This is a genomic window from Shewanella sp. SACH, assembly GCF_001887095.2.
Lineage (GTDB): Bacteria > Pseudomonadota > Gammaproteobacteria > Enterobacterales > Shewanellaceae > Shewanella > Shewanella baltica.
On sequence record NZ_MPDG02000001.1, the window covers coordinates 864,249 to 879,327 of the forward strand.

The following is a 15,079-nucleotide window of genomic DNA, read 5'->3' on the forward strand; positions in this document are numbered from 1 at the left end:
AACGGCTTTTTTATTCGGTTAATTATTCTGGTTTAGCCGCTTCAGGGCAGGAAGCTAATACGGTCACACTCGCATCCTCATTTTTTTGCTCTAAGGTGACAGTGAAACCCCATAATCTATGTAAATGCTTTAATACTTCTTTATGGCTGCTGGCTAAGGGAATATCGTTATTTGGCACATAACGCAAGGTCAAGGATCTATCACCGTTGATCTCTACATTATGCACTTGGATATTCGGCTCAATATTCGACAAGTTATATTGCTGCGATAATAACTGGCGAATATCTTGATAACCTTGTTCATCATGAATTGCCGATACAGACAGATAATTGCGTTTCTCATCATCATGGATACCAAACAACTTAAATTGGCGGATGACTTTTGGTGAAAGATATTGGCTAATAAAACTTTCGTCTTTAAAGTTCTGCATTGCAAAGTGTAAGGTTTCAATCCAATTGCTGCCGGCAATGTCGGGAAACCAGGCTTTATCTTCATCGGTCGGATTTTCACAAATTCGACGAATGTCAGTAAACATCGCAAAGCCTAAAGCATAGGGATTGATGCCACTGTAATAGCGACTGTTGTAGTCGGGTTGGGCAACCACGCCCGTATGGCTTTGCAAAAACTCGATCATGAAGCGGTCAGTGACCACGCCATCATCATACAAGTGATTCAAAATAGTGTAGTGCCAGAAGGTGGCCCAGCCTTCATTCATTACTTGAGTTTGTTTTTGCGGGTAAAAATATTGCGCCATTTTACGTACAATGCGGATAATTTCCCTTTGCCATGGTTCCAGTAAAGGGGCATTTTTCTCGATGAAATATAAGATGTTTTCCTGCGGTTCTGCGGGGAAACGACGTTTCTTCAATTGAGACTGTTCATGTTGCTGGGTAGGAATCGTGCGCCATAAATCATTAACTTGGCTTTGAAGGTACGCCTCGCGATCTTTTTGTCTTGCTTGTTCTTCTCGGAATGAAATTTCTGAGGGGCGTTTATAGCGATCGACACCATAGTTCATTAGCGCATGGCAGGAGTCGATGACGCTTTCGACCTGTGCAACGCCATGTTTTTGTTCGCAATCACTGATGTAGTTTTTAGCAAAAACAAGGTAGTCAATAATCGAGCTGGCATCTGTCCATGTCTTAAATAAGTAGTTGTTTTTAAAAAAGCTATTATGTCCGAAACAGGCGTGGGCGATCACCAGAGCCTGCATTGTGATGGTGTTTTCCTCCATAAGGTAGGCAATACAGGGGTTAGAATTAATCACAATTTCGTAGGCAAGCCCCATTTGGCCGCGCTTGTAACCTTGCTCGGTTTCGATAAAACGTTTGCCAAAGGACCAATGGGTGTAACCAATGGGCATACCTATGCCCGCATAAGCATCCATCATCTGCTCAGCGGTGATGACTTCAATTTGATTTGGGTAAGTGCTGAGCTTATACAGTGCTGCTACCCGTTCAATTTCCTTGAGGTAGTCCTGCAGTAGCTCGAAGCTCCAGTCAGGACCATCGCTCAGTGGTGTCCAAGGTGTTGATTTAGTTATCCCCATAGTGCCCCCTTAAACCGCTTGTTTCTTGAATAGCTCCCTAAAGACAGGGTAAATATCTTCGGCTTGACGTATGTGCTGCACGGCGATGTTGTCGTAATGCTGTTGCAGGGATTCATATTCACGCCACAGGGTTTGATGGGCGCGATTGGTGATTTCGATGTAGCTGTAGTAGCGCACCAGTGGCAAGATTTTTTGTTCTAACAATTGCCTACAGGTTGGTGAATCGTCGGCCCAGTTATCACCGTCGGATGCTTGGGCTGCGTAAATATTCCATTCATCGGCGGGGTAGCGAGCTTGTTGAATTTCATGCATTAATTTCAATGCACTGGACACTATGGTGCCGCCCGTTTCTTGGGAGTAAAAGAACTCGTGTTCATCGACTTCTTTGGCTTGGGTGTGATGGCGAATATAAACCACTTCTAAATTCTTATAGGTGCGGGTGAGGAACAGATACAGCAAGATATAGAAGCGTTTTGCCATATCTTTGGTGGCCTGATCCATAGAACCAGACACATCCATCAAGCAGAACATCACGGCTTGGCTAGAAGGGATTTCCCTTTTGGAATAGTTATTAAAGCGTAGATCAAAGGTATCGATAAACGGCACTCTGGCAATCTTTTGTTTTAACTCCTCAATTTGGGCTTTTAAATCCAAAATCAACTCGGCCTTAGTACCTGGAATATTTTCCAGTTCGGCAAGTTCTTGTTCTAACTCTTTTAACAATTTCTTTTTACTGGCTGACATCGCAATACGACGTGCTAGTGATGAACGTAATGAACGGACAATATTGATGTTAGCGGGGACGCCATCATTGGTGAATCCCGCACGGTAGATTTGGTATTCCACCAGTTTATTAAGGCGATTTTTTTGTAGATTGGGGAGTTCTAAGTCCTCAAACAATAATTCTAGATACTCATCCTTAGATATTTCGAACACAAAGTCATCGTCGCCTTCACCCGAATTTGAGGCTTCACCTTTGCCCGAACCGCCGCCAGAACCACCGGGTGGCCGGTCAATTTTATCGCCACGGGTAAATTGGTCATTACCGGGATGCACTCTGTCTCTGACACCGCCTTTGCCTTGGTGAAACATAGGTTCACTGATATCCCGAGTGGGGATACTGATTTTTTCGCCTTTATCTACATCCGTTACGCTGCGGCGAGTCACTGCATCGCTGACGGCTTTTTTAATTTGTTGCTTATATCTATTGATAAAGCGTTGGCGGTTGACTGTGCTTTTTCCTTTCGCATTCAACCGTCTATCGATAAAGTTCGCCATACGCACCTCCCAAAACCCAGCGAAGGCTTTGGCAACACCAAAGCCCTGTACTTAGTTAGCGCAAGTTTAAGAAGATTTACGAACCCGTAAATACCACTCAGACAAGAGTCGGACTTGTTTCTTGGTATAGCCTTTCTCCATCATACGATTGACGAAATCATCGTGTTTACGTTGATCGTCGTTCGATGTTTTGGCGTTAAAGGAAATAACAGGCAGTAAATCTTCTGTGTTGGAGAACATTTTCTTCTCGATCACAGTGCGTAGTTTCTCGTAGCTGGTCCAGAGTGGATTATTACCCTCATGGTTCGCGCGGGCGCGCAGTACAAAGTTGACGATTTCATTACGGAAATCTTTAGGATTGCTGATCCCCGCGGGTTTCTCAATCTTCTCAAGTTCTGCATTGAGGGCGGCGCGGTCGAATAGCTGACCTGTTTCTGGGTCGCGGTATTCTTGATCTTGGATCCAAAAATCGGCGTAAGTGACATAACGGTCGAAGATATTTTGGCCGTATTCAGAGTAAGACTCTAAGTAAGCGGTTTGAATTTCTTTACCGATAAACTCCACATATTTAGGGATCAAATAACCTTTTAGAAACTCCAGATAACGTTCGGCGGTATCGCCGGGGAACTGTTCTTGTTCAATTTGCCGTTCGAGTACATAGAATAAATGCACTGGGTTGGCGGCGATTTCTGAATGGTCGAAGTTAAATACCCGCGACAAAATCTTAAAGGCGAAACGGGTGGATAGCCCATTCATGCCTTCATCGACACCCGCGTAATCACGGTATTCTTGGTAAGACTTAGCCTTAGGATCGGTATCTTTCAGGCTTTCACCGTCATACACCCGCATCTTAGAGTAGGTGGAGGAGTTTTCAGGTGGCTTGATGCGCGACAACACACTAAATTGCGCTAGGGTTTCTAAGGTGCCAGGCGCACAGGGTGCTTTTGATAACTCAGAGTTTATCAGCAGTTTTTGATAGATTTGTAGTTCTTCCGAAACCCGTAAACAGTAGGGGACTTTGACTATGTAAACACGGTCGAGGAAGGCTTCGTTGTTTTTGTTGTTTTTGAAGGTTGACCATTCGGACTCGTTTGAGTGAGCCAGAATAATTCCGCTATAGGGCAGGGCCGATAGGCCTTCAGTGCCGTTATAGTTGCCTTCTTGCGTCGCAGTTAGTAGTGGATGCAGCACTTTAATCGGTGCCTTAAACATCTCGACGAATTCCATCACCCCTTGGTTGGCGCGGCACAATGCACCCGAATAAGCGTAAGCATCGGCATCATCTTGAGAGAAATGCTCGAGCTGACGAATATCCACTTTACCGACAAGGGAGGAAATATCTTGGTTGTTTTCATCACCGGGTTCTGTTTTCGCTATCGCCACTTGGTCCAGAATTGATGGAAAGACTTTCACCACGCGAAATTTGGAGATATCACCACCAAACTCATGCAGACGTTTTACCGCCCAAGGCGACATGATGGTTTTGAGATAGCGGTTGGGAATGTTGAACTCATCTTTTAACAGCTGACCATCTTCTTCTAAATCAAACAGACAGAAGGGATGATCGTTGACAGGGCTACGTACCCCATTTGCACTCAGAATGTAAATGGGCACTTTTTGCATTAGGGCTTTGAGTTTTTCGGCCAGCGATGACTTACCGCCGCCCACTGGGCCCAGTAGGTATAAAATTTGTTTGGATTCTTCTAATCCTTGAGCCGAGTGCTTTAGATAAGCCACGATTTGCTCTATGGCATCTTCCATGCCGAAGAAATCTTTAAATGCGGGATAGCGTGAAATAAGTCTATTCGAAAAAATACGGCTAAGTGTTGGATTTTTTGCGGTATCAATGACTTCTGCTTCACCGATTGCAAGCAGTAGTCGCTCTGATGCTGACATGTAAGCGCTGCGATCTCCTTTGCAGATATCCAGAAACTCTTGCAAAGAATATTCTTCATCGAGTTTTTGTTCGTAGCGCTTTTGGTAATGCTCGAAAATGCCCATATAAACCCCCTGAAACGCCAGTGATGTCATGGAACGGATAACTGGCTAGCCAGCCTCCTACTCTAATCTTAGACATAAACTCACTATCTGTGTCAAAAAAATATCAAATAAAACAATAACAAATAGTTGCAAACGCAATTATTGCACTTGTAGTTTACGGAGAGGCAATCAGCGGGATAAGGGGTGGACGGCAAATGAGGGGCATAAAAAAAGAGCCACTAGGGCTCTTTTTACTGGGATTAACTCACTGCTCATGCAGCAGTCAACAACGATAGGTTAAATGAATTAACCAGCGAAGTTTTGGTTAACGAAGTCCCAGTTAACTAATTGCCAGAAGTGGGCAAGGTAGTCAGGACGCACGTTACGGTAATCGATGTAGTAAGCGTGTTCCCACACGTCAACTGTCATGATTGGCGTGACTGAGCTGTCAGTCAGTGGCGTTGCAGCATTGCTAGTGTTGACGATAGCAAGTGTGCCATCGGCTTTTTTCACTAACCATGTCCAAGCGCTACCGAAGTTGTTTACTGCTGAATCAGTAAATTGTGCTTTGAATGCGTCGAATGAACCGAAAGCAGCATTGATTGCATCAGCAACTGGGCCTGTTGGCTCGCCGCCAGCGTTTGGTGCTAGGCAGTTCCAGTAGAAAGTGTGGTTCCACACTTGAGCTGCGTTGTTGAATACGCCGCCAGTAGAAGTTTTGATGATATCTTCTAAAGATTTACCAGCGAAATCAGTTCCTTCGATTAAGCCGTTTAGCTTAACAACATAAGTGTTGTGATGCTTGCCGTAGTGGTATTCAATGGTTTCTTGAGAAATGTGTGGTTCTAGTGCGTTCTTTGCATATGGTAATGCGGGTAATTCGAAAGCCATTAGTATCTCTCCATGGTCTTAGGTTATCGTTTTTAAACGTGCTCACTTAGGACTATTGTACCGATAAAATTTGTGATGTGAATCATTGTTTAGCTAATTGACTAGATAGACGCCATCGAAAAATCAAATGTCGGCATAACCTTACAAACTGTGGGATTTTGTTCTGCCTCTAGCTGACGTACAATAGTCGCATTGAGTCAATGTCATCCTACTTAGGAATCAAAATGGAAACAGTAGAGAAAATTAAGCAGCAGATCACGGAAAACCCTATCATTGTTTATATGAAAGGTTCTCCTAAGTTGCCTAGCTGTGGCTTCTCGTCACAGGTAGCTCAGATCATGATTAACTGCGGTGAGCAGTTTGCATTCGTGGATATTCTTCAGCATCCAGACATTCGCGCAGAATTACCTAAGTTTGCTAACTGGCCGACTTTCCCACAATTGTGGATTGAAGGTGAGCTGATCGGTGGCTGTGATATCGTCGTGGACATGTTCCAAAAAGGCGAATTACAACCTTTGATCAAAGCCGCTGCCGCTAAAATCAAGACTGAAGAATAAGCGTTAATGCTTTTTTTATAAGTATGAATGAAAAAGCCGCCATGATTAATATCACGGCGGCTTTTTTGTCGCTGTTTTTCAAAGAGCTATCGCTAAAAAACATTACAACAAACACTTCAATAAAACGGCGATTCCTCAAACAACGACTAGTGAGGGGTGACATCTGACTCATTGTGTTTATCGTGTGGCTTGGTCGCGGGTAATAATAAGTTCATGGTAATCGCGACAATGCCGCACAAGCTGATACCGGTCAGACTGAATGAGCCTATGCCAAATGCCATGCCGCCGATACCAAATACTAAGGTGACACCGACAATGCTTAAATTACGCGGCTCAGACAAATCCACATGATTGCGAATAAGGGTGTTGAGACCAACGGCTGCAATTGAGCCGAATAACAAACACATAATACCGCCCATGACTGGGACAGGAATGGTTTGCATCAGCGCACCTAATTTGCCGACAAAGGCCAACGTGATGGCGGTAATGGCGGTCCAAGTCATGATTTTCGGATCAAAATTGCGCGTTAAGGTCACTGCGCCTGTCACTTCTGAGTAAGTCGTGTTTGGTGGGCCACCAAAGGCTGCCGCTGCAATTGTGGCAATACCATCACCCGTTAGCGTGCGATGTAGTCCCGGTTTTTTCATAAAATCTTTACCTGTGACATTGGATATCGCCAGAATATCGCCAATGTGTTCAACCGCCGGAGCGATTGCAACTGGGATCATAAATGCGATGGCATGCCAGTTAAATTCGGGGGCGACAAATTTAGGAATCGCAATCCAACTGGCGGCAGTCACAACCGCAAAGTCAACAATACCAAAGGTAAGGCTTAAGCCGTAACCCACGATAATCCCCGCTAAAATCGGCATCACTCGTAGTAAGCCCTTGGCAAAAATTGCTACTGCTATAGTGGTACAGAGTGATGCGAGCGAAATAAATAGCGCAATATTGGTGTCAACGAGAGTCAAGCTGCCATCGCCACTTTTACCTAAGGCCATATTCACAGCGACAGGTGCTAAGCCAAGGCCGATGATAATGATCACAGGACCCACTACCACAGGCGGTAACAGCCTATGGATGAAGTCGGTGCCGCGCACTTTGACCAAGGCGCCGAGCATGACGTAGACCACGCCTGCGGCCATAATGCCGCCCATGGTGGAGGGAATACCCCAAGTTTGCACGCCATAGAGTATGGGGGCGATAAAGGCGAAGGAAGAGGCAAGGAAGATAGGCACTTGGCGTTTAGTGATCAATTGGAACAGTAGGGTGCCGATACCTGCGGTAAACAATGCCACACTGGTGTCGAGTCCTGTCAGTAGCGGCATTAGCACTAGGGCACCGAAGGCTACAAACAGCATTTGCGCGCCCTGTAGGGGGATAGCGAGTCGTCTCATTTATTATTCTCGTTAATTTTAGGGTAAACCGCCAAATGATATCAGTTTGTTGGATTTTGAGCAGAAGAAAATCGCCCGTTTTGCCGACTCGGATCACTGTTTGGGTTTTCCGTGCCATGGTTGGCACTGAAATGGGGCTAAATTTTGCCAAGACTCGCTTAAGGCGCTAACTATGGTACAATTTGCCCCATCTGACGTTACTTCAACTACTCAAAGATGCTGAAATTCCTATTGAAGCCGAGCTTAATTGCATTTCTATATTGTCTGTTCACGATTAATAGCGTTAATGCTGTTGAGGTGAGTAAATTAGATGAGGCCAATGTGCCTGTGTCTTCGCGTGCGGTTGCAGAACGCGACAAAGCCTTAAAAAGTGCGCTTGAGCAAGTCATTATCAAGAACACTGGCACGGCGCGATCCCTCGATAACAGTCTGATCCAATCTCAGCTCAGTAATCCTGATACCTTGCTGAGCCAGTATGGTTATATCGAGCAGAATGGCCAATTACTGTTAACTGCCAGTTTTGAACACCGTCGCATCGTGGCGCTACTGCGTCAGGCGCAATTGCCCGTTTGGGGAACACAACGCCCGCTGACCTTATTTTGGGTCGCAATGCCAGGCGATGGCGACACTACGATATTGGGTGACTCGTCTGCGTTAGCCGAACGTAAACTCTTTAGTGATTTTTCCGATGCTCGCGGTATTCCAGTATTGCTGCCAATCTTAGATCTTGATGAGTTGATGGGGATTAACCCTAACGATATCAAAGGTATGTTTGCCGATATCGTGGCGAGTGTCTCTGGCCGTTATCAAGCTGACTTTTTGGCATTGGTGGCGATTGATACCGCTGGCAGCCAAGTTCGTTACCGTTTAAATCTCTATACTAAGGCCACCATTGACTCTTTGACGCCACCGTTATTCAGTTACAACGGCACCGCTGAAAATTCTACTCAAGCGATTGAAGCCATGATGGCGGCGTTAGGCGAATACTATTTTACTAAGTATGCCATTGCTGATACTGGTACACAGCAAGGCGCGAGTGTCACTTTTGTGAATATTCAAAAAATGGCGCAATTAGTTGAAGTTGAAAAATATTTGAAACAACTTAGCGCGATTAAAAATGCCACGTTAACGCATATTCAAGGTCATACCGTGACCTTCTCGCTAGATTTGTTTGGCTCAGAAACGGATTTACAACGTTTATTAAGCTTAGAGCCGCGAATTTCTGTGGTTGCACCTGTGAGTGCGGGGGAATTTAGTCCAGTATCTAACCAAACAGGCAAGCCTGTGTATGAATGGCGTTTACCTTAAGTTGTTATCGGCCGTGCTGAGTCATGCTAAGCGCGGCATTGTTTTTATTTGATATTGAGAAGACCGAGTGCCCTTAAACTCACCTCTGCAACTCTCGTTACCTGTGCATTTGCCAGACGACGAAACCTTTAACAGTTATTACCCCGCCGCGGGTAATGATGAGCTTATTCAAAAACTGAGAGCCAATGCCGAAGGGCAGGGTGAAGCCGCCATTTATTTGTGGGGCCCAGTCAAATCGGGTCGAACCCATTTAATGCACGCCGCTTGCGCCCATGCCAATGAAGTAGAGCGTCGCAGCTTTTATATTCCCTTAGGCATACATGCGAGTATTTCGACCGCCTTGCTTGAAGGTCTAGAACAGTTAGATTTAGTCTGTATCGATGATGTCGATGCCATCGCTGGTCACCCCGTCTGGGAAGAAGCGATTTTTGATCTCTATAATCGCGTCGCCGAACATAAAAATTGTGCCTTAGTGGTCAGTGGCAGTTCGTCTCCTGCGGATGCTGGTTTTCTGTTACCTGATCTCGTTTCACGCATGCAGTGGGGGTTGAATTATCAACTGCAACCTATGGCTGATGATGAGAAACTTGCCGCACTGCAACGCCGCGCTGCCATGCGTGGCTTGCAATTACCGGAAGATGTGGGACGTTTTTTGCTGAACCGAATGGCGCGGGATTTACGTACCTTGTTCGATGTACTGGATAAGTTAGATAAAGCCTCATTAGTGCACCAGCGCAAGCTCACCATCCCCTTTGCCAAAGAGATGCTGCATCTTTAAAAGCATGATGATTGGTTAGAGACATGGTTTGAGTCGGCTTTTTAGCGTGTTTTGAACATTCTTTTGAGTTGTTTTTGAATTAGTTTGGAATTAGCGTTGAGCGATGTAAACGCTAAACATTGTACTATCCATTAAGCGTAAAGCCCAAAAATCAAAAGCCCGTCATGCTGAATGCAGACGGGCTTTTGTTTATCTACAACTTAAATACTCTATTGCTGAGGATGACGGTGACGGTCGCCACTTAAGTGAAGTTCAGGCTCAAAGCGTGGCAGCACATCGTTTGTCGGTGCATTGTTTTGGCCTTTGAGCTGCGCATTCGCAGGTGATATGGCGAGCGTTTGACGCCAGCTTTGACCTTGGGTCATGGCAATCGGTTCGGGCAGGCTTTCAATCAAACTGATGCCATCAAGCTCTGGCAGAATTTCATCAATCACGAGTGCGGCGCGATTTTCTAGACTATCTTGTGCAATTCGACCTCTTTGTCCCCAATCAATAACCAGCGTATCAGCGGTTAACACCGCAGGTTTATTGGTGACGGCGACATCACGCAATATTTGATAGCGATAACTCATCATGGCTTCTTCAAACAGCATAGCCGTGTCTTCACGGGTGCTGGAATAGGCATAGAAGTCGCTGGCGATATCGGTAGAAAAGAAAGTACTCACATCCGATGGCTGATAGGCCTTTTGCACATTATTCGCCGCTGCGCCGAGGAAACGGACATTGGCAAGCCCCATCATTTCAGTGCTCATTAATGGATAGCTGGTGCTGACTTGATCAGATATCAGGCTCTTGTTGGCATTGCGGCGACTGTAATCATCTAGCAGTCTTGGCCCTGTGAGTGAGGCATGTACGCTGCGGGGGAAGAAGTCATTGGCATGGGCTAGCTCGTGATACAGCAAGGAGGCTAGATCGGGATTGATTTGTGCTAACGTTCGGTCTGCTCTGACGGTGATAGGTACGCCAAGTGACGCATATTGATTGTTTTTCACATAACGCCAAGGCATCACAAAGTTAAGATCATCACCGAAATTACTGCGGTAATCCGGCGCCTCATTAATGGTGTCGCGCTGGCTTGGCGTAAGCCATAAATCGTCGGGATCGAGATAAATCGCCCCTGTTACCACCCAATAGAAGGAAGGGCGCACATCATAGCTAATCACCACGGCCGTGACGGATTGTAACAGGCGAGCAAAATCGCTGTTGGGGTCCATCTGAGCTAAAAAGGCGGCAAAGTTATCGCCCATCCAGTCGTGGGAAACCAGTACACGATTTAGAATGGTCTCACGATTTAGATCGCTTGAGGTTTGTCCTATCAAAGGTAAGGTATTGATAGTGCAACTATCATTAAGCTGATTAGAGTAAACACAGCCCGCTAGTACATTAGCGTAAGGCGAGGCGGGACGATAGGCGTGAGTGCGCGCCACTGGAGTATCGAAATATTGCGAGCTGATCGCCGGCGCCGCGGTTGTTAGCACAAAGGCATCATCACTGAGTGAGTTACCGTTAATGCTGGCGTTCACTTTGAGCCGAGTGATTGTATCTTGGGCGACGGTTGGCGCGGTAAATAAAGGTCTAAATGGGTCGCTCAAATCGACCATTAAATCTGGGCCAGACGCTACGCACCAAGAGATATTCGCTGCGCTTAATCCTGATTGTTGTCCAAGCCTTAAGCTAACATTGTTACCTTCAACCACTTGGTGATCTTGGCGGACGTTCAGTACACCCGTCGATGCGGGATCGACATTAATGCCAATTTCTCCGCTGACATCTAGATTACTTCCCGTGACATGCAAGCTAAAACGGTAGCCGCCTGCGGTGGGAGTATCAAAGGCTAATACCGGGCTGTTTTGACTGACTAACTGTATGTTCGGTCCATCGATTTGCTGCCAGCGAAAGGTTAAGTTTTGGCTATCACGATTTAGGATGTTGGCAATTATGGCACTGGATTGACCTGCCACATAAGTCGGTTCAGTTTGAAAACGGATTGAGGATGATGTGGTAACAATAAGCGGCGAAATGCTATCTGTGCAGCGTGGCAGTGAGGTGGAGGGGGGCGTTACTCCGCCATTATCTGTGTTGCTGTCTCCACCGCCTCCGCACGCCATGAGTAGGCTTGAGCAGGCCATTAATCCCAAAAGCTTCAGTGGTATCGATATCCCCATTACAGCATTCTCCCTTGTTAACTCAGCTGTGCGATTAGACTTTTTGTGACTCACGGGATACCAAGGACCCACGATGAGAAACTGACTATAGCACGGGGGGGAAGTTGCAAAAAGTCAGTATAAGTATATTAAGTGTTAATTCTACGCGGTTTAACTGCTCGTTTAGCTGGGCGCTGAACTGAGGTTGAAGGGGATATTTGAACGCAGATCTGCAGCGGAGTTTGGCGTTACGATATAAAAATGCCGTCATATCCAGTAAGGCAAGACGGCACTGAAATCACTTTATATGCAATGGCTTATTCTTTAGACTTTTTCTTCAGGCCTAATCCAAGTTCACGACCACGGATCCGAGCGTAGAAGGGGAAGGCAATCAGCAGTACACCAATCAACAATACTTCGATTAATGCAAAAGCGAAGGCATCGGTAGTGACATAAAGCAGTGTCAGTCCATGCAGCATATAAAGGCACAGAACAAAACTCGCCCAAGCATAAGTATATGGATTACCTTGGAAAACCCCTTTTGCAGGTAGTAATAATGGCACTATCCATAATAGGCTAAATAGCAGAGTGTATTCACCGCTAATCCCTTGGCCAACAAACCAGCCGCCTAATAGCAGAACGAGCGCGAAGTAACCTAAACGGCTAAGGGTAAATAAGGTGTTGGACGTCATATGTCTACCTAAGGATTAAAATTAAAGCGATTTTTGTTTTAAAATCATGGATTAAAGAATAGCGAGCACATTCTCTGGAGGACGGCCGATGGCAGCGCGTTGATTGGCCAGCACAATCGGGCGTTCGATGAGTTTAGGCTTGTTCACCATGGCCTCAATCAATTGCTGCTCCGTCAACGAGGTGTCGGCAAGTTCCAAGGCTTGATATTCCGCTTCCTTGGTGCGCATTAATTGGCGAGCACTGATGCCTAATTTAGCCAGAATATCGCCGATGACTTCAGCCGTAGGGGGCGTTTTTAAGTATTCCACTAGGGTAATATCGCAACCTTGTTGCTCAAGTAGAGCTAAGGTTTCACGGCTTTTTGAACAACGTGGGTTATGGTAAATCGTCGCTTGGGTCATAGTGCTAGAGGCTCAATACGGGCTGAAATAACAATGGAGCGGATGATAACAGAAAAAACAGCGCCCCGTCAGTGTGTTCGGGGCGCATAAATGGGCTATTAAGTTAAATCAATTGATAAAACAACTGATTACTTAAGTGCTTCCATCTCTTTATCGGCCATTTTGAATTGGCGAATACGGGCTTCAATACGTGCAAGCTGTAAGGGATTACTTTCGGATGCACGGTAGGCAAAGTTAAGCTGATCGATAGCGCCCTTATAGTTAGCCCCTAATGCCATGAGCTCAGCGGTGGAAAAATATTCCAATGCCTGATTGCCTGTTTTTTTATAGACAGCGCTCAGCAATTGATAGGGCAGCTGATTTTGCTTATCGAGGAATATCATATCTTCTAGTAAAGGGATTGCCTTAGGGGCTTGGTCAGCTTCTAGGTAGATATTGGCTAAGTTGGCGTTGATCACTTGCGATGTTGGCTTCATTTTCCGCTGGGCTTCAAGCATCGCAATCGCTTTCGCGTAGTCTTTTCGTTCGGTCAGTAAATCGGCTTTAGTATCGATATAAAACAGGTTGTTATCATCAAGTTTCAACAGTTCATCGACGATTTTTTCCGACTCACCAAACTTCTTCAATCTAAACAAGGCCAGCGCTTTGCCATAGAGCGCTGCCTCTTTAAAGCTGTAGGTCTGTTTGTTCAGTTGTCTGTCAAACATACTTAAAACCGCTTCGTCGCTATAACTGGAAAAACGGACTTGAATACGGGCTTTCGCCAGCTGGAAATTGAGGTTATCGGGAATATAACGCTTAGGATATTGCTCAGCGCGGTTACGGGCTTCGGTGATCCGCGACTCAGGTAATGGGTGAGTTAACAGCATTTGTGGCGGTGTGGTGGTAAAGCGATAACGAGTGGCCAACTTACCAAAAAAATCAGCCGCTGCGTTGGGGTCAAAGCCTGCATCCACCAAAATTTGCATACCGATGCGGTCGGCTTCTTTCTCATGTAAACGGGTATAGTTGATTTTTGATTGCGTTGCCATCGCTTGGGTCGTTGCCAGCGCAGCCATACCGGCTTGTGGCACGGCGATGGTTAGTAAAATGGCACCGAGTAAACCCGCAATCGTCGCAGGATTGCTCTTTTGCTGTGCTTCGAGCGAACGCGCAAGGTGACGTTGGGTAACGTGGGTAATTTCGTGGCCTAGTACTGAGGCGAGTTCGCTTTCGTTGTCGGCATTGAGAAATAAGCCTGTGTGTACGGCAACATGGCCGCCGAAGAAGGCGAAGGCGTTGATTTCATCATTTTGTAACAGGAAGAAATAGAAGGGTGTTTTTACCCCTGTGGCATGGGCGACCAGTTTGTTGCCAAGCTCAGTAAGATATTGACTTAACACGGGATCATTTAACATAGGCGCCGAAGAGCGAATGATGCGCATATAGGCATCACCGTAAACCATTTCTTTTTCAAGGCTGAAGGTGTTAACTGCGGCCGTACCTAAATCCGGTAAGTCATTGTTAGCAAAGCTTTTGGCGGCGAAGGTTAGCAGCATCAAAGAGAGTGCGCCTGCAACAAAAGGTTTTAATCGAGTTAAAAAAGTCAAATTACGCAAGCGGATCCTTTTATTTCTAATTATCTCAACTAAAGGCAGAGATACTGCACTTAGCTTGTAGTTTGAGGTGCAACTTAGGATAATAGCCCAAGTTCGTCTATAGCAAGTTCATTATGATTTTTATTGATTTAACGCTATTTCGCTGTCCTGTACCTTTAGTTAAAGTAAAGCTTGCATTGAAGCCAATGCGAGACGGCGAGCAATTGCATATCTTACTCTCTGACTCAGGCTCGAGGCGAGATGTTCCCCAATATTTAAAAAAACAAGGTCACGTCGTGCAAGAGTTGCGTAATGATGTGAGTCTGTTAGCCTTGATGATCATCAAAGTTGATCTATCTCAGGGATAAATTGAGGATTTTCATGTTTAAATCCTGTCCGAGTCGCGGCTTAACCTCATGTGGGCGCCAGATGAGTTCACATGATCAGAGTGCCTGATTAGTGTAAGAGTTGCGCTTAGATACGATTTTTGAACTTTGTGATCTCAGTTTTTATAATTTAGCTGATA

The 15,079-nt window shown here is 45.7% G+C and carries 13 protein-coding genes; 4 read left to right on the top strand and 9 right to left on the bottom strand.

Annotation, left to right across the window (positions count from 1 at the left end):
• Positions 1 to 22: 22 nt before the first annotated feature.
• The 4 genes from BM607_RS03790 to sodB all read right to left on the bottom strand — a co-directional run bounded on the left by BM607_RS03790 (position 23) and on the right by sodB (position 5,698).
• A complete protein-coding gene (locus tag BM607_RS03790) occupies positions 23 to 1,549 on the bottom strand; it encodes a SpoVR family protein (RefSeq protein ID WP_071938850.1) in 1,527 nt (508 codons plus the stop codon).
• A 9-nt stretch (positions 1,550 to 1,558) separates the two neighbouring features.
• Positions 1,559 to 2,827 carry a YeaH/YhbH family protein gene (locus tag BM607_RS03795; protein ID WP_006081286.1) on the bottom strand — a complete coding sequence of 423 codons (1,269 nt, stop codon included), beginning with the start codon at positions 2,825 to 2,827 and terminating at the stop codon, positions 1,559 to 1,561.
• Between the two features lie 66 nt (positions 2,828 to 2,893).
• Complete coding sequence (locus tag BM607_RS03800) at positions 2,894 to 4,828, bottom strand: PrkA family serine protein kinase (protein ID WP_006081287.1); 1,935 nt, start codon at positions 4,826 to 4,828, stop codon at positions 2,894 to 2,896.
• A gap of 285 nt (positions 4,829 to 5,113) precedes the next feature.
• On the bottom strand, positions 5,114 to 5,698 hold the full coding sequence (gene sodB / locus BM607_RS03805) for a superoxide dismutase [Fe] (protein WP_006081288.1): 585 nt from the start codon (positions 5,696 to 5,698) through the stop codon (positions 5,114 to 5,116).
• A 224-nt stretch (positions 5,699 to 5,922) separates the two neighbouring features.
• On the opposite strand from sodB, the gene grxD reads away from it, so the two are divergent.
• Complete coding sequence (grxD, locus tag BM607_RS03810; protein ID WP_011846572.1) at positions 5,923 to 6,255, top strand: Grx4 family monothiol glutaredoxin; 333 nt, start codon at positions 5,923 to 5,925, stop codon at positions 6,253 to 6,255.
• 146 nt (positions 6,256 to 6,401) lie between these two features.
• Here the strand turns inward: grxD and BM607_RS03815 are convergent, their stop codons facing one another.
• Positions 6,402 to 7,652 (bottom strand): uracil-xanthine permease family protein, encoded by a 1,251-nt coding sequence (locus BM607_RS03815; RefSeq protein WP_071938849.1) that lies wholly within the window; start codon positions 7,650 to 7,652, stop codon positions 6,402 to 6,404.
• A 216-nt stretch (positions 7,653 to 7,868) separates the two neighbouring features.
• Here BM607_RS03815 and BM607_RS03820 point away from each other — a divergent pair, with 216 nt between their 5' ends.
• Together BM607_RS03820 and hda are read left to right on the top strand one after the other, a co-directional pair.
• Positions 7,869 to 8,960, top strand: coding sequence for a DUF2066 domain-containing protein (locus tag BM607_RS03820; protein WP_011846574.1), 1,092 nt, complete (start codon positions 7,869 to 7,871; stop codon positions 8,958 to 8,960).
• 67 nt (positions 8,961 to 9,027) lie between these two features.
• Positions 9,028 to 9,738, top strand: a complete 711-nt coding sequence (gene hda, locus BM607_RS03825) for a DnaA inactivator Hda (RefSeq protein WP_006081292.1) — start codon at positions 9,028 to 9,030, stop codon at positions 9,736 to 9,738.
• A gap of 209 nt (positions 9,739 to 9,947) precedes the next feature.
• Here hda and BM607_RS03830 read toward each other — a convergent pair whose 3' ends face one another.
• From BM607_RS03830 to BM607_RS03845, 4 genes are all read right to left on the bottom strand, one after another.
• Entirely contained in the window at positions 9,948 to 11,903 is a 1,956-nt protein-coding gene (locus tag BM607_RS03830; RefSeq protein WP_071938848.1) for a hypothetical protein, read from the bottom strand.
• 296 nt (positions 11,904 to 12,199) lie between these two features.
• Positions 12,200 to 12,574, bottom strand: coding sequence for a DUF2069 domain-containing protein (locus BM607_RS03835; RefSeq protein WP_006081294.1), 375 nt, complete (start codon positions 12,572 to 12,574; stop codon positions 12,200 to 12,202).
• Positions 12,575 to 12,625: 51 nt separating this feature from the next.
• Positions 12,626 to 12,976: an arsenate reductase (glutaredoxin) gene (gene arsC / locus BM607_RS03840; protein WP_071938847.1), complete on the bottom strand. Its 351-nt coding sequence runs from the start codon at positions 12,974 to 12,976 to the stop codon at positions 12,626 to 12,628.
• A gap of 128 nt (positions 12,977 to 13,104) precedes the next feature.
• The gene (locus BM607_RS03845) at positions 13,105 to 14,574 is read right to left on the bottom strand and encodes a M48 family metalloprotease (RefSeq protein WP_071938846.1); all 1,470 of its coding nucleotides are present in this window, start codon (positions 14,572 to 14,574) and stop codon (positions 13,105 to 13,107) included.
• Between the two features lie 113 nt (positions 14,575 to 14,687).
• Here BM607_RS03845 and BM607_RS03850 point away from each other — a divergent pair, with 113 nt between their 5' ends.
• A complete protein-coding gene (locus BM607_RS03850) occupies positions 14,688 to 14,921 on the top strand; it encodes a sulfurtransferase TusA family protein (protein ID WP_071938845.1) in 234 nt (77 codons plus the stop codon).
• Positions 14,922 to 15,079: the final 158 nt, after the last annotated feature.